The sequence below is a fragment of the Corallococcus terminator genome, from assembly GCF_003611635.1.
Lineage (GTDB): Bacteria > Myxococcota > Myxococcia > Myxococcales > Myxococcaceae > Corallococcus > Corallococcus terminator.
This window is the reverse complement of sequence record NZ_RAVZ01000158.1, coordinates 1-21,760: the sequence shown is the minus strand read 5'-3', so window position 1 is coordinate 21,760 and position 21,760 is coordinate 1. Positions and strand designations below refer to the sequence as shown.

Below are 21,760 nucleotides of genomic sequence, written 5' to 3'. Positions count from 1 at the left end.
CCCCACGCCCTCCCCACCGGTGCCGGCCCTTCCGCGCGAAGTCGCACCGCGCACGGGCCCCGGCGCTCCCGACCCGCGCCGCGTGGCGCTCGTGGAGCCCCAGGTGGAGTCCTCTACCGGACGCATCGACGCGGAGGACCTGCGCCTGGCGCTCCAGGCGGTGACTCCGCTCGTGCAGCAATGTTTCGAGGACGCCGCACAACGCAACCCAGGCACACAAGAAGTGAAGTTGCGTTTCACCGTGGAAGGGGAGAACGGGGACGGAAAGATGAACCGGGGCGAGCTGCTCGCAAGCAGCATCCCCGACCCGATGGTGCAGGCGTGCGTGCTGGACTCGCTCCTGGACGCGCGCTTCCCGGCCCCCCGGTTGGGGGGGACGGCCACGGTCGTCCATCCGTTCCGCTTCGGACCCGCTGGGGAGGCTGGCCCGTGAGGTCGGGTTGCGCGTAAGGTTCGGCTCCCTTCCCCCGCGCATGCCCGTCACCGTCGAACAGCTCGTGCCTTCCCATACGGACGCCTTGCGCGCGCTGTTGGCGAAGGATGCCGTCCACAACCTCTACCTGCTGGGGTTGCTGGAGGAGTTCGGCATCGCGGCCCCGGCACGCGAGGCGGCCTTCTCCTTCCACGGCCGCTTCGACAGCGGCGTGCTCACCGCGGCCATCTTCGTGGGCGGCGAGGGCGGGCTCGTGGTTCCCAGCGCCAGCGACGCCAGCGCCACCGGCGTCATCGCGGACGCGCTCGCCGCGTCGCTGAAGCTGCGCGCCACGGTGGGGGACAAGTCCTCGGTGGACGCGCTGGTGCGCAGCCTGTGCGAGGGCAAGCCGCGCCTGTCGCGCACCCAGCGGCTGTTCAGCGTCTCCGCGGACGACCTGGGGCCCTTCACCAACCCCACCCTGCGCCTGGCCCGCGAAGAGGACGTGCCCCGCCTGCTGCCCCTGGCCCAGGGCTACGTGCGCGAAATCCTGGAGCGCGACCCGCTGGCGGAAGACCCGGCCCACTACGAGGCCCGCCTGCTCCAGCGCGTGCGCCAGCGCCGCACCTACGTGTTGGAGGAGAACGGCGCGCTCGTCTTCAAGGTGGACATCGGCTGCCGCTCGCAGTTCGGCGCGGAGCTGGAGGGCATGTACACGCTGGCCTCCCACCGCCGCGAAGGCCACGCCACGCTGTGCCTGGGACAGATTTCCCGGCACCTGTTGTCCTCGCTGCCCCGGCTCGCGATGCGCATCGACGAGCGCGACGAGAGCACCGCCCGCATCGCGCGCAAGGTGGGCTACCACGCCGGCCGCACCCAGCGGCTCGTGCTGGTGGAGTAGCCCCGCCCCCCCGCACCTCACGGAAGACAGCGCATCGGCCGGCCCGTGCACGGGGAGGCGAGCGCAGGTCGCCCCAAGACGCGCGCACGGCACCCGGCGGATGCCCTACAGTCGCGCCCCGCATGAGCCGTCTCACGCCCACCCGCCGTCCCCTCTCCGGAGCGGGCCCCGTCATCCTCCACGCGCCCACGGACCCCGGCTGGCTGCCGCTGGCCCTGGCGAACTTCGACGCGGTGCTGGTGGACCACGCGCACTGCGAGAAGAAGGCCGCCGCCAACGCGCTGTCCATGCTCCAGGCCTACCCGGACCTGCCCGGCCTGCCCGCGCAGATGGCCCGGCTGGCCCGCGAGGAGAGCGCCCACCTGGCCCGCGTGCTGGACCTGATGGCCGCGCGCGGCCTCACCCTCACGAAGGACGCGGGGGACCCGTACGCGCAGGGCCTCCAGAAGCACGTGCGCACCCCCGCCCCGGAGCGGCGCGTGGACCGGCTGCTCGTCGCCGCCATCATCGAAGCGCGCTCCTGCGAACGGCTGTCCCTGCTCGCCGAAGGACTCACCGACCCGGCGCTCGCGCGGTTCTACGGAGAGCTGGCGCAGTCCGAGGACGGCCACCAGTCCCTGTTCCACCGGCTGGCCGTCACTGCATCGGGCGGAGACGAAGCAGGGGTCGATGCGCGCCTGCAACACCTACTGGCCCAGGAGTCCCAGGTGCTCGCGGCCGTGGGCCTGCGCGCCGCCATCCACTGACCCGCGCCAGCCCCCTCAGGGCCCGGCGAACGGCCACACCCAGGGCACCGCCACGACGAGGAAGACCACCAGCACCGCGGTCAGCGGCGTGCCCAGCCGGAAGAAGTCGGTGAAGCGGTAGTGGCCGGGCCCATAGACGAGCACGCAACTGGGCTCCAGCGGGGTGATGAACGAACAGCTCGCCGCCAACGTGACGCCCATGGCGAAGGGGCGCACGTCCACGCCAAGCTGCGTGGCCGCGTTGAGCGCGACAGGCAGCACCACCAGCGCCGCAGCCTGGTTGGACATGGGCGCCGACAGCACGATGGTCAGCACCATCAACAGCGCCAGCACCGCGCGAGGCCCCCCGTACGTCCCCAGCCGGGCCACGTGGTCGCCGACGAACTTCCCCGCGCCACTCACCTCCATGGCCAGCCCCAGCGCCATCATGGCGCCGATGAGCAGCACCACCCGCCAGTCCACGCGGAACGCGGTGCGCGCGTCCACGCAGCCCGTGGCGATCATCGCCAGCATGCCGGCGAGCCCCGCCACCGACAGCGGCAACAACCCCACCGAACCCGCGCCCAGCGCGCCCAGGAAGATGATGACCGCCAGGAGCGCCTTCGCGTAGCGCGGCGGTTCGTACTCGTGGCCCTCCAGCACCATCAGGCTGGTGCCCGGCGCCAGCTCCGCCACCTTCTGGCGCGGCCCGCGCAACAGCAGCACATCCCCCACCGCCAGGGGCAGCGTGGACAGGGTGTGGTCGCGGAAGGAGCGCCCCAGCAGTTGCAGCTTGGTGAGGCGTTGGATGGCGGGCCGGCGGTGCAGCGCCAGCGCCACCAGTCCGAAGCGCTCCGCGAAGAGCGTCTCCTTCAGGCTGCGCCCCACCAGCGGACTGCCGGGAGGCACGCTCACCTCCGCCAGGAGGGACTCCGGCGCCTCCAGCTCCTCGTCCGACAGCCGCACGTCCGGCCGCAATTCGATGCCCCGCAGGTCCTTCACCCGAAGGATGTCCTCGCGCTTGCCCTCCACGAGCAGCCGCTCCTCGCCCGTCAGCACGTACGAAGGCTGCGCGGAGCGCGTCTTGCCCTCGTGCACGATGCCAATCACGCGCAGGCCCAACCCCTCGCTGATCTCCGCCAGCGGCTTGCCCACGTAGCGCGAGTCCCGGGGCAGCACCGCCTCCGTGAGGTAGTCGCGCAGCGCCCACCCTTCCGTGCCGGGCTTGCCCTCGCGCGACGGCAGCAGCCAGCGCCCCAGCAGCACCACCACGCCAATGCCCAGCACCACCACCGGAACCCCCACCGGCGCCAGCTCCGTCACGCCGATGCCCGGCATCCCCTGCCGCACCAGCGCCGCGGACACCACCAGGTTCGTGGACGTGCCGAAGAGCAGCACCGTACCGCCCAGCATGGACGCGTACGCCAGCGGCAGCAGCACCTTGCTGCGCGGCACCTTCGCCCGCTGCGCGGCGCCAATGGCCACCGGCAGGAAGGCCGCCGTCGTCACCGTGTTGGAGATGAAGGCGGAGAACACCGCCACCACGCCCATCATCGCCAGCACGAACGCCTGGTGGCCGAAGCGCGCGAAGAAGGCCATCCGCTGCCCCACCATCTGCACCACGCCCGTGGAGGCCAGCCCCTGCGTCATCGCCAGCAGGGTGAAGATGAAGATGACCGTGTCGTTGCTGAAGCCCTCGAACGCCTGCGCCGGGGTCAGCACCCCACTCAGCGCCAGCAGGCACACCACCGTCAGCGAGGTGAATTCCAGCGGAATGGATTCAATGGAAAAGAGGACCAGCGCGACGACGATGACAGCCAGCACAAGGGCGATGGACATGGAGGTTGGGGGCCCAACATGGGCACGACGCGACGCGCTGGCAGAGTGTGCCGCACCGCGCCGTTTACTGATGGGCGCCCGGGCGCTGATAAGTGGAATTAGGCCAGAGCGGTCGAAAGTCCGGTTGACTGCCGGACGTCAGTTGCTTTTGGGCCGCCAGCCGAGAAGGTTTGGTGTTCTTCCGCTGGTAGGTTCTCGCCCCCTTTGTGAACCGGTACGCGGGAGATCCGCTCATGAGACACCCCGAGGAAAACCCCATGACTTCGACGCACGCGGCAGCCGCCACCGAGCAGGCGCCCACGAAGAACCCCACGCTGCTGGCGTGGGTGGCCCGGATGGCCGCGATGACCCAGCCGGACAGCATCGTCTGGTGTGACGGCTCGGAGGCGGAGAAGAAGCGCCTCACCGAACAGGCCGTGGCGGAAGGCACGCTCATCCCGCTGAACCCGGAGAAGCGCCCGGGCTGTTACCTGCACCGCTCCAACCCGAACGACGTGGCGCGCGTCGAGCACCTCACGTTCATCTGTACGCCCAACAAGACGGACGCCGGCCCCACCAACAACTGGATGGACCCGGAGGCCGCGTACACGAAGCTGGGCCACCTGTTCGAAGGCTGCATGAAGGGCCGCACGATGTACGTGGTGCCCTACGCCATGGGCCCGCTGGGCAGCCCCTTCACGAAGATCGGCGTGGAGCTGACGGACAGCAACTACGTGGTCCTCAACATGCGGATCATGACGCGCATGGGGAAGGCCGCCCTGGACATGCTGGGCGACAGCGACGACTTCAACCGCGGCCTGCACTCCACGGGCGACGTGAACCCGGACCGCCGCTACATCTGCCACTTCCCCCAGGACAACACCATCTGGAGCTTCGGCTCGGGATATGGCGGCAACGTGCTGCTGGGCAAGAAATGCCTCGCGCTGCGCATCGGCAGCTACCTGGGCCGTGAAGAGGGTTGGCTCGCGGAGCACATGCTCATCCTGGGCGTCACCAGCCCCAAGGGTGAGACGACCTACGTCGCCGCCGCCTTCCCGTCCGCGTGCGGCAAGACGAACTTCGCGATGATGATCCCGCCCAAGGAGTACAAGGGCTGGAAGATCGAAACGGTCGGCGACGACATCGCCTGGATGCGCCCCGGTCCGGATGGCCGCCTGTACGCCATCAACCCGGAGGCCGGTTACTTCGGCGTGGTGCCGGGCACCAACTTCAAGACCAACCCCAACGCGATGGAGACCATCGCCAAGGACACCCTCTTCACGAACGTGGCCCTCACGGCCGACGGCGACGTGTGGTGGGAGGGCAAGGACGGCGAGGTCCCCGAGGAGCTCACCGACTGGCAGGGCAAGCCCTGGAAGAAGGGCAGCGCGGAGAAGGCGGCGCACCCGAACAGCCGCTTCACCGCGCCCATGAGCAACAACCCGGTGCTCAGCACCCACGCCAACGACCCCATGGGCGTGCCCATCAGCGCGCTCATCTTCGGCGGCCGCCGCTCCAACACGGTCCCGCTGGTCATCCAGGCCTTCAACTGGACCCACGGCGTGTTCCTGGGCGCCACCATGGGCTCGGAGACGACGGCCGCGGCCACCGGCAAGGTGGGCGTGGTGCGCCGCGACCCCATGGCCATGCTGCCCTTCTGCGGCTACCACATGGGCGACTACCTCCAGCACTGGCTGGACATGCAGAAGTCCATCCCGCAACTGCCGAAGATCTTCCAGGTGAACTGGTTCCGCCAGGACAAGAACGGCAAGTTCATCTGGCCGGGCTTCGGGGACAACATGCGCGTCCTCGAGTGGATCGTGAACCGCGTCCACGGCCGCGTCCCCACCCAGGAGACGCTCTTGGGCTGGGTGCCGCGCCAGGACCAGGGCCTCAACCTGGAGGGCCTGGACCTGTCCAAGGAGGCCGTCGCCGAGGCCACCTCCATCAAGGAGGACGAGTGGAAGTCCGAGCTCAAGAGCCAGGAGGTCTTCTTCGAGCAACTGGGCACCAAGGCCCCCGAGGCCCTGATGCTCCAGCGCAAGCTGCTCATCGCGCGCCTGGACGGCTGACCGCCCTGTAGCACCTGGGACGGGCCCATCGGGGCCGCTCCGCTCCCCCTGGAAACAGGGGGGTGTGGGCGGCCCCGGTGCATTTGGTGGGGTCGCCACTTCGACGGCCGGAGTGTTCGGCGCTAGGCTCTTCGTCCCATGAGACTGGTTTTCGTGTTGTCGCTGGCGCTCGCGCTGGCGCCGGGCTCGGCCCTGGCGCAGCGGGGCGGAACCAAGGCCCCCAATGTTCAGGCGCTGCTGAAGGAAGGCAAACGCCTCTATGACGCGGGGAAGTACAAAGAGGCCGCCGACGCGCTGAAACAGGCGCACGAGGCGCAGCCCCATCCGCAGCTCATGTACAACATCGCCGTGGCGCTGGAGTACGCGGGCGAGCCGCGCGAGGCCATGACCTGGTATCGCCAGTACGTCACGTCCAACAGCGAGGACACCAACCCCGCCCTGCTGAAGAACAGCAACCGCGCCATCGACCGGCTGCGGGTGCAGTTGGACCGTGAGGACCAGGCGCAGGCGACGGCGGACGCGGACCGCAAGCGGCTGGAGGGCGAAGCGGAAGCGGCCCGGAAGCAGGCGGAAGAGGAGCAACTGGCGGCCCGACGCGCGGAGGACGACAGCTCGCGTCAGCGGCAGGCGGAGTACGACCGCGCGCTGAAGTCCTACCAGCGGCAGCGCATTGGCGCCTTCGCGGTGGGCGGCGTGGCGGTGCTGGGCGTGGGCGCGGGCGTGCTGTTCGGCATGCAGGCGCGGGATGCGCGTGAGCAGTTCGACAACGCCTCCACGCTGGAAGACAAGGAAACGTTCTCGGACAGCACGAAGAGCAAGGCGCTGCTCGCGGACATCGGCTTCGGCGTGGGGCTCGCGGGAGCCATCACCGCCATCATCCTGTATCCCAAAGAAGGTCCCCCCACGCAGGGCGAGGTCCGCGTGACGCTCGCGCCGCGCGGGCTCGGGGCTGGCATGGAGGTCCACTTCTGATGCGCGCGCTGGGAATGATGACGTTGGGCATGGCGCTGTTGACCTCCGGGTGCAGCTTCACCACGGCGGGCGGCCTGTCCGAATGTGTGACGAGCAGTGACTGCGGCACCAACAGCGTCTGTACGGCGGGCTTCTGCCTGCCGCAGCCCGCGGGGTGCGGCCAGGTGGTGGGCGCCACGTCGGCGGCGAACACCATCGCGCTGGGCGCGCTGGTGCCGCTCACCAACCGCAGCGGCAACGCGGAGATCGAGCAGCAGCGCCTCAACGGCCTGAAGCTGGCGCTCGACGAGGTGAACGCGCTGGAGGGCGTGGGTGGCCGGCAGTTCGTCATGTACATCTGCGACACGCAGGCGGACGTGGAGACGGCCAAGACGCAGGCGCGCTGGCTGGTGAACGACAAGCAGGCGGTGGCGGTGTTCAGCGCGGGCAGCGCGCAGACCATCGGCATCAGCTCCATCACCATCCCCAAGGGCGTGCTGCTGATGAGCCACACGGCCACCAGCGCGGCCTTCACCCTGCTGGAGGACAAGAACGGTGGCGCGGTGGGTCTGGTGTGGCGCACGACGCCGTCGGACGTCCTCCAGGGCCGCGTCATCGCGGACGTGCTGCGGGGCACCACGGTCATCAATGATCCGGGCGTGACGTTCACCTCGCCGAACAAGGTGGGCGTGGCGTACGTGAACGACACCTACGGCCAGGGCCTGTATTCGTCGCTGCTGGACCGGCTCACCACGAAGACGCTGGATGGCGCGCAGTACGAGCGCGGCGGCGACGTGACGGGCGCGGTGACCCGGCTGGTCAACTTCAAGCCGGACCTGACGGTGCTCGCGGGCTTCACGGAAGACAACGCGCGCCTCCTGCCGCAGGCGGCGACGGCGGGCGTGTCCGTGACGAACAACAACCGGTGGTTCCTCACCGACGCCAGCAAGGACCCCACGCTGCTGACGAGCCTGGGCTCGAACAAGAACGAGATCGTCGGCGCCTACGGCACGGCGCCCGCGTCCGCGCGGCCCAACGACTCCACGTACAAGCTCTTCGCGGACCGCTTCACCACCGCCTACAAGGTGGATCCGGGGCAGTTCTCGTTCACCGCGCATGCCTACGACGCCATGTACGTGGTGACGCTGGGCGCGGCGTACGCGGTGGGCAACGACCTGGCCAACCCGCAGGCCGTCACCGGCACCCGCATCGCGGAGGGGCTCACGAAGATGACGCCCGCCGCGGGCGCGACGGTGAACAGCTACCAGTTGGGCCCGGTGGGGTTCACCGGCGCGCGCGATGAGCTGCGCCAGGGCAAGATCATCAACGTGCGCGGCGCCAGCGGCGATCTGGACTTCAACAGCGACACGGGTGAGGCGCCTTCGCCGTACGAGCTGTTCAAGGTGGAGACCAACGGCTTCCGCACGCTGCAGCTCATCACCCCGCCGGCGGACTGACAGCGTCAGGCGGTGAGTTCGCGCACCAGCGGTGCGAGCGCGGCGGTGAAGACCTCGGGCGTCGGCAGCAGCGACAGCACGAGGTACGCACCGCCGCCGAAGTCGTAGAAGTAGCCCGGCTGCACGCGCACGCCGGCCGCGAGGAGGCGCAAGCAGGTGGCCTCCTCGCCGGGCTGAAGCGGGATGCGCAGCACCGCGCTCCAGCCTCCGTGCGCGGGCACCACGTCCCAGGCCGCGTCCTTCGGGCGCGCCGCGACCAGCCGCTCCCGGTTGCCCTTCACGCGCGCCAGCAGGGCCTGCTGGAAGCGCGGCGCATGGGCCAGCAGCCCTGGCAGGGCGAGCTGCACGGGCGTGCCCACGGACAGGGCCGCGTCCGCCACGTCCTCCAGCCGGGCCAGGGCCTCGTCGCGCAGGCACGAGGGGCCGCCCACGTGCAGCCATGACAGCTTGAGGCCGGGCAGGCCCGCCACCTTGGACAGGCCGGACAGGGCGAAGGTGAGGCACGGCAGGGGCAGGCCCGCCACGGATGTCACCCTGTCCGCTTCGGTGTCCCAGGCGAAGTCGGAGAACACCTCATCGCAGAGGAGCGCCAGGCCATGGCGCGCGCACACGTCCGCGAGCGCCTGGAGTTCGCCCGCGTGGAGGAAGTGGCCGGTGGGGTTGCCGGGGTTCACCACCAGCACCGCGCGGGTGCGCGCGTCGATGGCCGCCTCCACCGCGCCCACGTCCAGGCCGAAGCCGTGCACGGAGGGCAGCCGGTAGGGGCGCGTGTGGACGCCCTCCAGGCGCGCCAGCACGTCCAGCAGCGGATAGCCGGGCGCGGGGACGAGCACGGTGTCGCCCGGGTCGCACAGGAGCTTGAAGAGCCAGCCGTAAGCCTCGCTGGTGCTGGCGCCGAGGACGACGTGCGCGGCGGAGACGGGCGCGCCCCGCGTGGACAGGTGGCCGGCCACAGCCTCGCGCGCGGAGGGCAGGCCGAAGGGCTCCGGGGCGTAGAGGAAGGGACTGGCTCCGGGGGCATCGTGACGGTGCGCGGACGGATCACGAACCCCTCGTCCCTCCGGAGCGTGGAGGCCGGATGCGGCGAGCGCTTCCGTCGCGGGCGGGCCGTACCCGGCGGGGTCAGCGGGTGTGTTGGACGGAGCGCGGATCCGCTGCGCTCCGGACATCAGGAGGGCCGGATCGGGCAGGGGCAGCCCGACGCGGGTGGGGTTGGTCTCCGAGAGATCCAGCAGGGGCAGCCCGCGCGACTGGCGCTCGGCTGCGGCCTGGGACAGCGGATTGGGCGTGCGCGCAAAGGCGGTGCGGAGCGAGAAGCGGCTCACAGCCCCGTCTGCAGCATGGCCGTGGCCACGCGGCGGATGAGCTCGCGGCGCAGCTCCTGCCGGCAGTGCTCGATGGCCTTCTCGTGCGGTTGTGGAAGCTCCGGGTTACGGGTGCGCATCGCGGTGCGGAGGACCAACTCGACCTTGGAAGGCTCAAGCTGAAACAGCCGGGGACCGTCTTTCTGGAGGAAGTAGGACAGCCCGCGCTGTTCGATGAGCTTCTGGAAGAAGCGTCGGACGTCCGCGAGGAGCGTGATGTCGATGATGTCCGCCATTCGTGCCGGCTTTCTCGCGCGGAACAAACGGGTCGTCCATTTCGCGGCCACCACCACGCGAAAACTTGCGTGACCTGTAGCACGCGCCCGAAAGCCGAACGCGGCGGAGGCCGATTTATCGGGCCCGCGCGCGTTCGGGCACCAGCGGCGCCAGCGCCCGCCGGAACGCCAGATGGCGCCTGCGCGCGTCCTCCACATGCGGCACTGGACCCAGCACCTCCACCCCGTGTCGGGCCTCCAGGTAGCGTCGGTTGTCCCGCTCCGCCAGGTCGCTTCCCGGCACCCCTCGCGACAGCACCACCGCGCGCACGGACAGCTTCCTTGACGCCAGCGCTTCCAGTGACAAGGCCACATGGTTGAGCGTGCCCAGCCCCGCCCGCGCCACCAACACCACCGGCAGGCCGAAGGTCTGGATCAGGTCCACCACGTCGCGCTTCGAATCCACCGGGACGAACAGCCCCCCTGCCCCCTCCACCACCACCGCTCCGTCCTTCAGTCGCTTCCACGCCGCGAGCGTCACCCGCCAGTCCGGCTCCTGCCCCAGCCGGTGGGCCGCGATGCCCGGAGCCAGCGGCGCGCGGAAGCGGTGCGGACACACCGCCTCCACCGGCAGCGTGCTGCCCGCGGCCTCTCGCATCGCCAGTGCGTCCGACGGGGCCTTCAGGGATGCACAGCCGCTCTCGTAGGGCTTGAACCCCTGGGGTGACAGGCCCGCGTCCCGCATCAGCGAAAGGAGCGCGCACGACACCTGCGTCTTGCCCACTCCGGTGTCCGTGCCGGTGACGAAGAAGCGGGGTTCAGGACTGGACACGGGAGACTCCCACCCGGCGCAACGCCTCCAGCGCCAGGTCGATGTGGTCGGTCGAATGGGCCGCGGAGAGGCAGAAGCGCAGCCGGCTGGTGCCCTCGGGCACGGTGGGCGGACGGATGGCCTTCACCAGCAGCCCCGCTTCCCGCAGGCGCTTCGCCGCGTCCATGGCCCGCGCGGGCTCGCCCAGGATGACCGGGAAGATGGCGCTCCGCGCTTCCGCTGGGAGTCCCAGCACGCGCAGCCCCGCGGTGAAACGGTGGACGTGTCCCCACAACCGCTCACGCAAGGTCGGGTCGTGCTCCACCAGATCCACCGCGCATGCGGCGGCGGCACACAGGGCCGCGGGCAGCGCGGTGGAATAGACGAAGGGCCGAGCACGGCTCACCAGCAGATCCGCCACCGCGCGCGAGGTGGCCACATACGCCCCCAGCCCGCCCAGCGCCTTGCTCAGCGTGCCCATGCGCAGGTCCACGCGGTCCTCCAGGCCCAGCGCCTCGCACAGCCCCGCGCCCCTCGGGCCCAGGACGCCGGTGGCGTGCGCCTCGTCCACCATCAACGCGGCGCCGTGGGCCTCGCACGCCTCCACCAACTCCCGCAGGGGCGCCACGTCTCCATCCATGGAGAAGACGCTGTCGGTGACGACCAGCTTGCGCCGGGCCGGCGTGTCCGCGAGCGCCCGCGCCAGCGCACCAGCATCCGCGTGCGGATAGACGACGACGCGAGCGCGCGACAACCGGCAGCCGTCCACCAGGGACGCGTGGTTGAGCGCGTCGGAGAAGACAGCGTCACCGGGCCCCACCAGCGCGGGGAGGATGCCGGTGTTGGCCGCATAGCCGGAGTTGAAGAGGCGCACCGCCTCCGCGCGCTCGAAGCGGGCCAGCCGCGCCTCCAACTGCTGGTGCGGCACCATGTCCCCCACCACCAGGCGGCTCGCGCCAGTGCCCACGCCGTAGCGCTCCAGCGCGGACACGGCGGCGGCGCGCACGGCGGGCGACGCCGCGAGGCCCAGGTAGTCATTGGAGGAGAAGTTGATCAGCCGCTCGTCCCCCAGGCGCACCTCGGCGCCCTGGGGTGAGTCGAGCGGTTCGAGCACGCGACGCAGGCCCTTCGCGGACAGGGCCTCCAGGTCCTCGCGCGCCCAGCCATCCGCGACCGGGCCGGCGGACTTCACCGGTCCTGCCGGGGCTCCAGGGGGCGGATGCCCGCCTTCTCCAGGAGCGCCATGTCCTGGGTGTACTCGGGGTTGCCGGTGGTGAGCAGCTTCTCCCCGAAGAAGAGCGAGTTGGCGCCCGCGAGCATGCAGAGCAACTGCGCCTCCTCGTTCATCTGCATGCGGCCCGCGGACAGGCGCACCATGGCCTGGGGCATCAGCAGGCGGGCGGTGGCGATGGTGCGCACCATGTCCACCGTCTCGACACGGTGCTGCTCGGCCAGCGGCGTGCCCTCCACGGGGACGAGCGCGTTGATGGGCACCGACTCCGGGTGGACCTCCTGGTTGGCCAGCGTGCGCAAGAGGTTGCAGCGATCATCCACCGACTCACCCATGCCGATGATGCCGCCGCAGCACACGGAGATGCCCGCGTCGCGCACCCGGTCGAGCGTGCGCAGCCGGTCATCGAAGGTGCGGGTGGAGATGATGTCGCCGTAGTGCTCCGGCGACGTGTCAAGGTTGTGGTTGTACGCGGACAGGCCCGCCTCGCGAAGGCGCTTCGCCTGGCTCTCGGACAGCATGCCGAGCGTCGCGCACGCCTCCATGCCCAGGGCCCGGACGCCGCGCACCATCTCCAGCACGCTGTCGAACTGCGGACCGTCCTTCACCTCACGCCACGCCGCGCCCATGCAGAAGCGCGTGGCCCCGGCCTGACGGGCCTGCGTCGCGGCGGCCAGCACCTCCGGCACCGCCATCAACTTCTCCGCCTTGACGCCCGTCTTGTAGCGCGCCGCCTGCGGGCAGTACGCGCAGTCCTCCGGACATCCACCCGTCTTGATGGAGAGCAGCGAGCACAACTGCACCTTGTTCTCCACGAACACCTGCCGGTGCACCGTCTGCGCCTTGTGCACCAGATCCAGCAGCGGCAACTGGTACAGCGCGCGAACCTCCGCGAGCGACCAGTCGTGTCGCACCGTCACCCCTTCCGGGGCAGGGGCGGCGTGGTGGGCGTGGCCGTGGAAGGACTCGGCGGACTCGGACATGCGGGCTCGGCTCCTGGAGCAGGGACGTCAGGGGCCCGACGGTGCGTGGCCCAAAGCCCATTGTCAACGCCATCGCGCCAGGGGGTTGACGATGCCTGCCCGAGGCGAAAGCGAGAGCCCGCAAAGACGAAGGGACGTCCGTGCGTGACGGACGTCCCTCGTGCTGTCTCCCGCCTCATCGGCGGGGAAGACCCTGCGTGGCTAGACGTGGACGCGGCGACCGCGGCCGGCGAGGCCCACGAGGAACAACACGGCCAGTGCGCCCAGGACGGAGAACAGCAGGCCCGTGGGGTGGAGGTCGAAGACGCGACCGTCACTGGAGAACAACGAACCGACGAAGCCACCGACGAACGAACCGGCGATACCCAGCAGCGTGGTGGCGATGAGCCCCATCGACTGGTTCCCCGGCATGATGGCTCGAGCAATCAGACCCGCGACCAGACCAATCACCAGAAACGCGATAATCCCCATGACAACCTCCCCTGTGTGGGGGCCCGCTCTGTGCGACGCCCGTGGACCAGAAACTGGGTTGCCCCTCCCTGTAGGGCAACTCGCTACCTGATCCTGGATGGTGAGCTTGCCTGCTCCCCTGCCGTGGCCTCACACGGGACGAGGAAACGTCAGGGGTCTGGGCTAGACACCTCAACCCATGGCGAAGGCGAAGACGCACTACACCTGTCAGGCCTGCGGCTACCAGACGGCGAAGTGGCTCGGGAAGTGCCCGGACTGCGGCGCCTGGAGCTCGCTCCTGGAGGAGACGGAAGCAAAGGTGGACGACAAGCGCCCGGCGTGGGGCGCGTCGGGCGGGGCCTCGCGGCCGGTGAAGCTCCAGGACGTGACGGGGGAGACGGAGGTGCGCCGGCGCACGGGCATCGCCGAGTTCGACCGGGTGCTGGGCGGCGGTGTGGTGGGCGGCTCGTTGGTGCTCCTGGGAGGAGACCCGGGCATCGGCAAGTCCACGCTGCTCCTGGCGGCGCTGGACAAGCTGGCGCGGCACGGGCCGGTGCTCTACGTGTCGGGTGAAGAGAGCCTGCGGCAGACGAAGATGCGCGCCGAGCGCCTGCGGGTGGAGAGCGAGAACATCCACCTGTTCGCGGAGACGGACGCGGACCGGGTGCTGGCCGCGGCGGAGGCGCTGAAGCCCCAGGCGCTGGTGGTGGACTCCATCCAGACCATGTACCTGCCGGAGCTGGGCAACGCGCCGGGCAGCATCACCCAGGTGCGCGAGGTGGCGGGCCGGCTGATGGCGTTCGCCAAGCGCAGCGGGGTGCCCACATTCCTGGTGGGGCACGTGACGAAGGAAGGCTCCATCGCGGGTCCCCGGGTGCTGGAGCACATGGTGGACACGGTCCTCTACTTCGAGGGCGAACGGGGCCACCCGTTCCGCCTGCTGCGCGCGCACAAGAACCGCTTCGGCAGCACCAACGAGATTGGCGTCTTCGAGATGAAGGGCGCGGGGCTGATGGAGGTGGCGGATCCGTCCGCGCTGTTCCTCTCCGAGCGGCCCCAGGGCAAGTCCGGCAGCGTGGTGACGAGCACGCTCAACGGCACGCGTCCGCTGCTGGTGGAGGTGCAGGCGCTGGTGGCGCCCACGGGCTACGGCACGGCGAGGCGCACGGCCATTGGCGTGGACGGCAACCGCGTGGCGCTGCTGGCGGCGGTGCTGGAGAAGAAGGAGGAGATTCCGCTGGTGGGCTGCGACCTGTTCGTCAACGTGGCGGGCGGCATGCAGTTGAGTGAACCGGCGTGCGACCTGGCGGTGTGCGCGGCGCTGGTGAGCAGCCTGCAGAACCGGCCGTTGGATCCGAAGACGCTGGTGCTGGGAGAGGTGGGGCTCGCGGGTGAGGTGCGCGCGGTGGGCCAGGTGGAACCCCGGCTCGCGGAGGCCGCGAAGATGGGCTTCCAGCGGGTGGTGATGCCCGCCGGCAGCGCGCGGCGGTTGGAGAAGACGAAGATGCAGGTGGTGGGCGTGGAGACGCTGAGCGAAGCGCTGGCCGCGATGTTCGACTGACGGTTCAGGACACGCGAGGCAGTGAGGACACGTCGGGCACGCGCAGGGGCATGGCGTTCGTCTGGTGGTCGTAGAAGGACGCGGGTCCCAGGGTGGCGATGAGCCGGGCCTCGGCGGCGTCGCCGTCCGGAGTCATGGCCTGGCTGGGCAGTTCGTAGGGCTGGACGAGCACGAGGCCGCCGTCCAGGGCTTGTCGCTGTTCGGGGGAAATCGCATCCAGGCGTGCGCCGAAGAGCTTCACGAAGGGGGCGCCGAAGATGTTGCGCCAGTAGAGGCCATCCAGGCCTTCGCTGTAGTCGCGCACGTTGAAGATCAGCGTGGAGCCGAAGCCATCCTCGTTCGGCACGATGCGCTGGGTCTTGCGGTTGAAGTCGGCATCGAGCCCGGCCTGGACGAGGGGCGAGCCCAGCAGGTGCATGATTTCAACGACCTGCCGCAGGTGGGCTTCGCGCCAACCGGGCTTCTTCGCCTCCGCGACGGACGTCATCCAGGTGAACTTGCCGGTGAAGGGGTACCTGTCGTGGCGCGCCGGATGGAAGTGGAGGAAGTCCCGATCCGTCTTCGCGCCGAGCATGAAGCTCTTGAACTCGTCGTAGCGGGCCACCAGGGCTTCCGGGTCGAAGGGCCCGGGCGCCAGACGCTCAGACAGGCCACCGCCCCCGAAACGCACGGGCTGGAACCACCGGTGCTCCGAGAAGAACCGCTGGACCAACTCACGGACGGTGCTCGTCCCGGGAACACCGGGGGGAAGGTGGAAGTCTGTTGTGAAATACCGCAGGGCCATCACCTGTCCTCACGGGAAGGGCTTGATCGTCGCCTGGCCTCGTCCACGGAGAAATACCAATCTCCTGTTTAGGGGCCCGGTGAGCTGGGTCATACCCGCCGGGTGTTTGGATGAACGGATCCAGAGCTCGAGGGAACCACCGTACCTGCCGACGTAGCCCATCATGGCCTCCAGGTTGCCCGTTAGCGACAACTCCGCACGCCCCTTCACCTCGACGAAGTTGTAGGGCTGGCCCCAGACAAGGTCGCTCGGTTTCCCCAGCACGGAATCCGGAACGAACCCCTGGGCCGAACTCCCAGGTGGAGGCAACAACAGGCTTGTGTTCTTCGGGTAGTTCCTGCTTTGGAGCACAGCCTGCTCGAACTCACTGCCCGCGCCCTTGTTCTTGATGACCGTCTGGTAGAGCCGCTCCCACTCCGGATCCACCGCGTACTGGATGCGGGGGTACTTCGTCGGATGACGGAACTGGTAGTCCACCCACGCCTGCGCCAGATGCTCCGCGCTGCCCGGCACCAGCCGCGCGCCTTCCGCCGTCACCCGGGAGCCCACCAGCGCCACGCGCTTACCCTGTGCCAGCACGCGGCCCGCCTCCGCCAGCGGGGACTCCAGCCGCTTCGCCACGGCTTGCAGCTTCGCCACATCCTCCGCGGACACCGCATCACCGCGCGCCGCGGCTCGCAATACCCGGCGGATCTCCTGCGCATCCTGGGGTGACAGGTGCTGCACCACCCGTTGCAACACCTGCACCTCGCGCAGGCTCCGGCCTGTCGACAGCGCCACGCGCTCCACGCCCTGCGCGCCTTCCGACAACAGGCGCCCCGACACCACCGGCAGCGCCACGCTCACCGCGCACAGCAACCGCTCTCCGTCCGTCAGCGGATAGCCCAGGATGCTTTCCCCAAGCACCACGCCCTTCACATCCGCCACTTCCCCGGCGACGGGCAGCAGACCCACCGCAATCTCAAACACGAGTTCCTCAGGAGGAATGCCCGGCGGTTCCCGGCTCGGGTCCCACGTCGGGGGCGCGAGGCGGCCTGCTTCCACCGCCGAGGCCAGCAGGCTGTGGCGCGCCAGCAGGTAGAGCGCCACCTCGCTGGGACTCTTGCGCACGAAGTCCGGATCCAGCGTGTGCGCGTAGGCCCAGTCGAGCACCGCCTCCACCAGCGCCCGCTGCGTCTCTTCGTACAGCGCGCTCTCGGTGAGCAGTCCGTCCGTCCCGAGCCTGCGGAAGTGCGCCTCGGCCAAGGCACGGCCGCGCGCATCCGCCCAGCGGTGGTACTCGTCCAGCTTCGCGTCCACCTGCGACGAATGCGCCCCGTCCTCGCGCTGGCGCTGCGCGTTCCCGACCTTCATGCGCAGGTAGACCTCCAACGGTGAGTCCGCCGCGAGCTGCTCCTCGGTCCGTGCAAGGGCCCAGAGGAACAGCTCATTCAGCGCGGCGTGGCCCGCCTGACGCTCCGTCTCCGTCACCGCGGGCTTCCTCAACTCCGCCCGCTTCTCATTGATGAACGCGAGATAGCGACCCAGGATGGCTCCACCCACGGTTCCCACCGTGCCGCCCGAGCCACCCGTGCCCCGGCGCTCACGAGGGAACGGAGGCGGCGAAGCGCTGTGATAGCGCGTGTAGCCATGCTGCCCCACCGGCATCGCACCCGAGCCCGCCGTGGTGCACGCCGAGAGCAGCAGCATCAACACCAGACTTCCGCCGAAACGCCCCAGACGTCCATCCGGCATGTCCTGCCTCCCCAGCACTTTCAAATATCAATCAGCACTGACGTGCCCCGTGAGGCGCTTCCTGACGCGTGCCGCGACACGCATTCCTCCTCCGGCGCATTCGCGTCAGCATCCAGTGCATCTGGACCGTTCATCGCCGCGAAGACCCGACACGCGCGCGACATGTCTTTTCCCTGGGAACATCCACGGCACTGTCTGCCGTCAGGCGTTCGCTCCCCTGACGCGAGGAACCAACGCCTGGGGTGACACGTTTCACCTGCCGGCCCCACCACGCATCCGCGGAGACGGGGCGTCAGGAATTCATCCGACGCGCGGACAGGACTCGTACCGCGACATGTGTTGACCACAGCGCCCACGACCTCGTGGACCCCCGGCGCGTCCGGAGCGGCTCCTGACGCGCGGCCCCAATGCGTGCCGCGACACGCATTTCCCCCGGACGTTCATCCTCGACCTCACGTCCTGAATGGCTCCGGCCGTTCAGACACCACCGTGCCCGCGCGGGTTCCCGAAGCACTCCGGCCCCACGTCTTTCATCGCCGTGCGCGCAGAACGATTGCTGGTCATGGCCCGGGGCATGCCGTTTGATGCGTGACACGAGGAGCGCCGCCCGGATGACGCATCGCCCCCTTTCCTCCCGCCTGCGGGACGCGCTGGGCTCGCTGTCGGCACGGCTGCTGGTGGCGTTCCTGCTGCCCACCCTGCTCTTCCTCGCGCTGGCGGGAGCCTCCGTGTACGCGCTCGCTCGCGCGAGCCTGGAGGACGAACTGGGATCGAGCCTTTCCGCGCTCGCCGCCGCCACCGCCAGCCAGGTCAGCGGCGAGCGCATGCTCACCATCGAACCCGGCGACGACGTGTCCGGCACCCGCACCTGGCGCAACCTCGTGCGGCTGCTCGACGGCGTGCGCACCGCCAGCGGGGTGCGCCGCGTGTACGCGGTGGACGCGCAGGGTCGCGTGCGCACCGACGTGGGCGGCAACCTGCCCGTGGGCACCGAGGTGCCGGAGCTCGCGCGCGACCGTCTGGAATTGACCCGTGTCCTCGCCGGCAAGCGCGCCGCCAGTCAGGTGCTCTTCACCGGCTCCGACGGCCTGCTCTACAAGACGGGCTACGCACCCGTGGTCCAGGACGGTCAGGTGGTGGGTGCCATTGGCGTGGAGGGCAGCGCGGCCTTCTTCGGCCCGCTGCGCCGACTCTGGCGCACCTTCGCCATGGCCAGCGTCGTGGCGCTCGTCGCGCTCGCCTTCATCGCGCTGCTCACCGCCCGGGGACTGGCCCGTCCGCTGCGGCGGCTGATGGACTCCGCGCTGCGCATCGGCCGGGGTGACCTGACCACGCCCGTGCCGCCGGAGCCCACCCGGGAGATTGGCGTGCTCGCGCGTGAGCTGGAGGTCATGCGCGGCGCCCTGGAGAGCCGGGACCGACAGCTCAAGCTCATGCTCGCGGGCGTGGCCCATGAGGTGCGCAATCCCCTGGGCGGTATCGCGCTCTTCTCAGGCCTCCTCCAGGAAGACCTGCGCGCGGGTGCCCACGCGGATGCCGGCAGCCACGTGGATCGCATCCAGCGAGAGGTCACCTACCTCCAGCGCATCGTGGAGGACTTCCTCGCCTTCGCCCGCGAACAACCCCTGGCACGCGCGCCCATGGAAGCGCCCGACCTCGTGTCGAGCGCCTGCGAGCTGCTCTCCATGGAAGCCAGCGGCAAGGGCGTGACCCTGGACGTGGACGCAGCGCCCGCGCACCTGGAGGCGGACGGAAGCCTGCTCACCGCCGCGCTCGTGAACCTGGTGAAGAACGCCGTGCAGGCCGCGCCCGGCGGCAGCCGCGTGAAGATCCGCGGACAGCGACGCGACGGCGGCTATGCCATCGACGTCCAGGACTCCGGGCCCGGCGTCCCTGAGGCCGAACGCGAACGCATCTTCGAGCCCTTCTTCACCACCCGCGAGCAGGGCACCGGCCTGGGCCTGCCCCTCGCGCGGAAGATCGTCCGCGCACACGGAGGCGAGCTCGCCCTGCGCTCCACCCCGGGCAACACCGTCTTCACGCTCACGCTGCCCTGCACCCCAGATTCACAGGAGGCGCGAGCGCTGCCCTGAGGCTCCCCTTCGAGAGCTTCCGCCTACGACTTTCACCCAGCCCCCAGGGCCTCACGCGCCTTGCTCAACATGCGTCGCAGCGGTGCCTCATCCCCGCGAGCCAGCGCCTCGTCCCAGGACAGCCACTGGATGCCGAACGACTCCGCGGGATCGTGCGCGAGCGCTTCAGGGTCTTCCGCCACCACGAGGTAGCGCACGTCCAGGTGCCGGTGCTCGGGTTCGTCCTTGCGCGCGGGGATGGTGTGGATGTCCACGTCCAGCGGGCGCGGCGCGGTGGGGTGCAGGTGCACGCGGCACCCGGTCTCCTCGCGGGCCTCGCGCAGGGCGGTGGCCTCCATGTCGCCTCCATCCCCGGACTCCGCGTGTCCCCCGGGCTGCAACCAGCGCTTCAGCTTCGCATGGTGCAAGAGCGCCACCTTCGCGCCCGTGGGATCCACCACCACCGCGCTGCCGGTGAAGTGCGCTTCGGCCTGCGCGCGGGAGAAGGGCTCCCCCAGCGACGTGGCGAAGTGGCGCATGCGGGACAGGTCCTCGCGCTCCTTGTCGTCCTGGGGGACGTGGCGCGCGAGCAGTTCGACGAGGGCGGTGGAAGCATCAGCCATGCGCCAGGGTTTAGACACACGGCACGCGGGGGACGCCAGCGCTTTCACCTCGCCGGACGTGCGGCCGTCCCGGTCCGGTGTAGGGTGCCACCCCCAAGGTGCGTCCTTCCGGCGGACCCTTCGAGCAGGTGAGCAGGCCATGGCGCGCATCCTCGTCATCGACGACCACGACACCCTCCGCGAGGGCATGACCGTCACCCTCACCCGCTCCGGCCACACCGTGTCCGCCGTGAAGAGCGGCGCGGACGGACTGGCCGCGTACAAGAAGGCCCCGTTCGACCTGGTCGTCACCGACCTGAAGATGGACGGCATGGACGGCATCGCCGTCACGCGCGCCCTCAAGCAACTGGACCCGGCCTCGGTGGTGATGGTCGTGACGGCGTTCGGCACCATCGAGACCGCCGTCCAGGCCATGCAGGAGGGCGCCTACGACTTCATCACCAAGCCCTTCCCCCCGGAGGTGCTGCGCGCCAAGGTGGACAAGGGCCTGGAGCTGTCCGCCACGCGCCGACAGGTGGAGCGCCTCACCGCCCGCACCGACGCGCATGACGCCGACGCCGCCCTCACCCACCGCGACATCGTGGGCGACAGCGAGCCCATGCAGAAGCTGCTCGGGCAGGTGCGCAAGGTGGCCGCCAGCGACGCCACCGTGCTCGTGCGCGGAGAGAGCGGCACCGGCAAGGAGCTGGTCGCCCGGATGATCCACCAGCAGTCCCCCCGCCGGGATGGGCCCTTCGTCGTGGTGCACTGCGCGGCCCTGGCGGAGACCCTGCTGGAGAGCGAGCTGTTCGGCCACGAGCGGGGCTCCTTCACCGGCGCGGTGAAGCGCAAGCTCGGCCGCTTCGAGCTGGCCGACGGCGGCACCCTCTTCCTGGATGAGATTGGAGAGATTCCCTCCTCCGTGCAGACCAAGCTGTTGCGCGTGCTCCAGGAGAAGGAGCTGCAACGCGTGGGCGGAGAAGAGACCCTCAAGGTGGACGTGCGCGTGGTGAGCGCCACCCACCGAGACCTCCAGGCGGAGGTGAAGGCGGGCCGCTTCCGCGAGGACCTCTACTACCGGCTGCACATCGTCCCGCTCACCCTGCCGCCCCTGCGCGAGCGCCCCGAGGACATCACCGCGCTCGCCCGCCACTTCGTCGCCAAGCACGCGCCCCGGGTGAACCGGCGCGTCACCGGCATCGAGGACGCCACGCTGCACGCCCTCACCCGCCACGCGTGGCCCGGCAACGTGCGCGAGTTGGAGAACGCGATGGAGCAGTCGCTCGTCTTCGCCGAGGGCGAAACGCTCACCCCCGCGGACCTGCCCCCGCACCTGTCCGGCCAGACGCCGCGCATGGACGCCGGGCTGCCCGTGCCCCAGGGCGACCGCCCCCTGCCCGAAATCCTGGAGGACCTGGAGCGCCAGCTCATCGCCCGCGCCTACGAGAAGGCCGGCGGCGTGAAGACGGAGACGGCCCGGCTCCTGGGCATCAAGACCTCCGCGCTGTACTACAAGCTGGAGAAGTACGGCTTCCTCCCCCGGGGAGAGCGCCCGGAAGAGGCCTGAAGCCGAAGCCTGAAGCCAAGCCCTGAGCCCCCCGCGCCTCGGAAATCCGT

General features: G+C 70.1%; 19 protein-coding genes. 9 read left to right on the top strand and 10 right to left on the bottom strand.

The window, feature by feature from the left end; genetic code table 11:
• The 3 genes from D7V88_RS22235 to D7V88_RS22225 all read left to right on the top strand — a co-directional run.
• A partial coding sequence (locus tag D7V88_RS22235) for an AgmX/PglI C-terminal domain-containing protein (RefSeq protein WP_147448812.1) occupies positions 1–433 on the top strand: 433 nt, incomplete at its 5' end.
• A 40-nt stretch (positions 434–473) separates the two neighbouring features.
• Positions 474–1,313, top strand: a complete 840-nt coding sequence (locus tag D7V88_RS22230; RefSeq protein WP_120542662.1) for a GNAT family N-acetyltransferase — start codon at positions 474–476, stop codon at positions 1,311–1,313.
• Positions 1,314–1,435: 122 nt separating this feature from the next.
• Complete coding sequence (locus D7V88_RS22225) at positions 1,436–2,059, top strand: MiaE family protein (RefSeq protein WP_120542661.1); 624 nt, start codon at positions 1,436–1,438, stop codon at positions 2,057–2,059.
• A 15-nt stretch (positions 2,060–2,074) separates the two neighbouring features.
• Here the strand turns inward: D7V88_RS22225 and D7V88_RS22220 are convergent, their stop codons facing one another.
• Entirely contained in the window at positions 2,075–3,877 is a 1,803-nt protein-coding gene (locus tag D7V88_RS22220; RefSeq protein ID WP_120542660.1) for an SLC13 family permease, read from the bottom strand.
• A gap of 257 nt (positions 3,878–4,134) precedes the next feature.
• Here D7V88_RS22220 and D7V88_RS22215 point away from each other — a divergent pair, with 257 nt between their 5' ends.
• The 3 genes from D7V88_RS22215 (at position 4,135) to D7V88_RS22205 (ending at position 8,336) form a co-directional block, all read left to right on the top strand.
• Positions 4,135–5,928, top strand: a complete 1,794-nt coding sequence (locus D7V88_RS22215) for a phosphoenolpyruvate carboxykinase (GTP) (RefSeq protein WP_120542659.1) — start codon at positions 4,135–4,137, stop codon at positions 5,926–5,928.
• A gap of 138 nt (positions 5,929–6,066) precedes the next feature.
• Positions 6,067–6,900 (top strand): tetratricopeptide repeat protein, encoded by an 834-nt coding sequence (locus tag D7V88_RS22210; protein ID WP_120542658.1) that lies wholly within the window; start codon positions 6,067–6,069, stop codon positions 6,898–6,900.
• Complete coding sequence (locus D7V88_RS22205; RefSeq protein WP_120542657.1) at positions 6,900–8,336, top strand: ABC transporter substrate-binding protein; 1,437 nt, start codon at positions 6,900–6,902, stop codon at positions 8,334–8,336. The genes D7V88_RS22210 and D7V88_RS22205 overlap by 1 nt, the downstream gene beginning before the upstream one ends.
• A gap of 5 nt (positions 8,337–8,341) precedes the next feature.
• Here D7V88_RS22205 and D7V88_RS22200 read toward each other — a convergent pair whose 3' ends face one another.
• The 6 genes from D7V88_RS22200 to D7V88_RS22170 form a co-directional block, all read right to left on the bottom strand.
• A complete protein-coding gene (locus tag D7V88_RS22200) occupies positions 8,342–9,661 on the bottom strand; it encodes a pyridoxal phosphate-dependent aminotransferase (RefSeq protein ID WP_244238308.1) in 1,320 nt (439 codons plus the stop codon).
• A complete protein-coding gene (locus D7V88_RS22190; protein WP_120542656.1) occupies positions 9,658–9,936 on the bottom strand; it encodes a hypothetical protein in 279 nt (92 codons plus the stop codon). The genes D7V88_RS22200 and D7V88_RS22190 overlap by 4 nt, the downstream gene beginning before the upstream one ends.
• 115 nt (positions 9,937–10,051) lie before the next feature.
• Positions 10,052–10,747 carry a dethiobiotin synthase gene (bioD, locus tag D7V88_RS22185; RefSeq protein WP_120542655.1) on the bottom strand — a complete coding sequence of 232 codons (696 nt, stop codon included), beginning with the start codon at positions 10,745–10,747 and terminating at the stop codon, positions 10,052–10,054.
• Entirely contained in the window at positions 10,734–11,918 is a 1,185-nt protein-coding gene (gene bioF, locus D7V88_RS22180; RefSeq protein ID WP_120542654.1) for an 8-amino-7-oxononanoate synthase, read from the bottom strand. Before bioF ends, bioD begins: the two co-directional genes overlap by 14 nt.
• Complete coding sequence (bioB, locus tag D7V88_RS22175) at positions 11,915–12,940, bottom strand: biotin synthase BioB (protein ID WP_120542653.1); 1,026 nt, start codon at positions 12,938–12,940, stop codon at positions 11,915–11,917. The genes bioF and bioB overlap by 4 nt, the downstream gene beginning before the upstream one ends.
• A 201-nt stretch (positions 12,941–13,141) precedes the next feature.
• Positions 13,142–13,411, bottom strand: coding sequence for a GlsB/YeaQ/YmgE family stress response membrane protein (locus tag D7V88_RS22170; RefSeq protein ID WP_120542652.1), 270 nt, complete (start codon positions 13,409–13,411; stop codon positions 13,142–13,144).
• Between the two features lie 178 nt (positions 13,412–13,589).
• Here D7V88_RS22170 and radA point away from each other — a divergent pair, with 178 nt between their 5' ends.
• The gene (gene radA / locus D7V88_RS22165; protein WP_120542651.1) at positions 13,590–14,951 is read left to right on the top strand and encodes a DNA repair protein RadA; all 1,362 of its coding nucleotides are present in this window, start codon (positions 13,590–13,592) and stop codon (positions 14,949–14,951) included.
• 4 nt (positions 14,952–14,955) lie between these two features.
• On the opposite strand, the gene D7V88_RS22160 is transcribed toward radA, so the two are convergent.
• Complete coding sequence (locus tag D7V88_RS22160) at positions 14,956–15,735, bottom strand: hypothetical protein (protein WP_147448811.1); 780 nt, start codon at positions 15,733–15,735, stop codon at positions 14,956–14,958.
• Positions 15,736–15,744: 9 nt separating this feature from the next.
• Positions 15,745–17,469 carry a hypothetical protein gene (locus D7V88_RS22155; RefSeq protein ID WP_147448810.1) on the bottom strand — a complete coding sequence of 575 codons (1,725 nt, stop codon included), beginning with the start codon at positions 17,467–17,469 and terminating at the stop codon, positions 15,745–15,747.
• Positions 17,470–18,080: 611 nt separating this feature from the next.
• On the opposite strand from D7V88_RS22155, the gene D7V88_RS22150 reads away from it, so the two are divergent.
• On the top strand, positions 18,081–19,562 hold the full coding sequence (locus D7V88_RS22150; protein ID WP_120542648.1) for a sensor histidine kinase: 1,482 nt from the start codon (positions 18,081–18,083) through the stop codon (positions 19,560–19,562).
• 32 nt (positions 19,563–19,594) lie between these two features.
• Here the strand turns inward: D7V88_RS22150 and D7V88_RS22145 are convergent, their stop codons facing one another.
• Positions 19,595–20,164, bottom strand: coding sequence for an NUDIX hydrolase (locus tag D7V88_RS22145; RefSeq protein ID WP_120542647.1), 570 nt, complete (start codon positions 20,162–20,164; stop codon positions 19,595–19,597).
• 139 nt (positions 20,165–20,303) lie between these two features.
• Here D7V88_RS22145 and D7V88_RS22140 point away from each other — a divergent pair, with 139 nt between their 5' ends.
• Positions 20,304–21,710 carry a sigma-54-dependent transcriptional regulator gene (locus D7V88_RS22140; RefSeq protein ID WP_120542646.1) on the top strand — a complete coding sequence of 469 codons (1,407 nt, stop codon included), beginning with the start codon at positions 20,304–20,306 and terminating at the stop codon, positions 21,708–21,710.
• Positions 21,711–21,760: the final 50 nt, after the last annotated feature.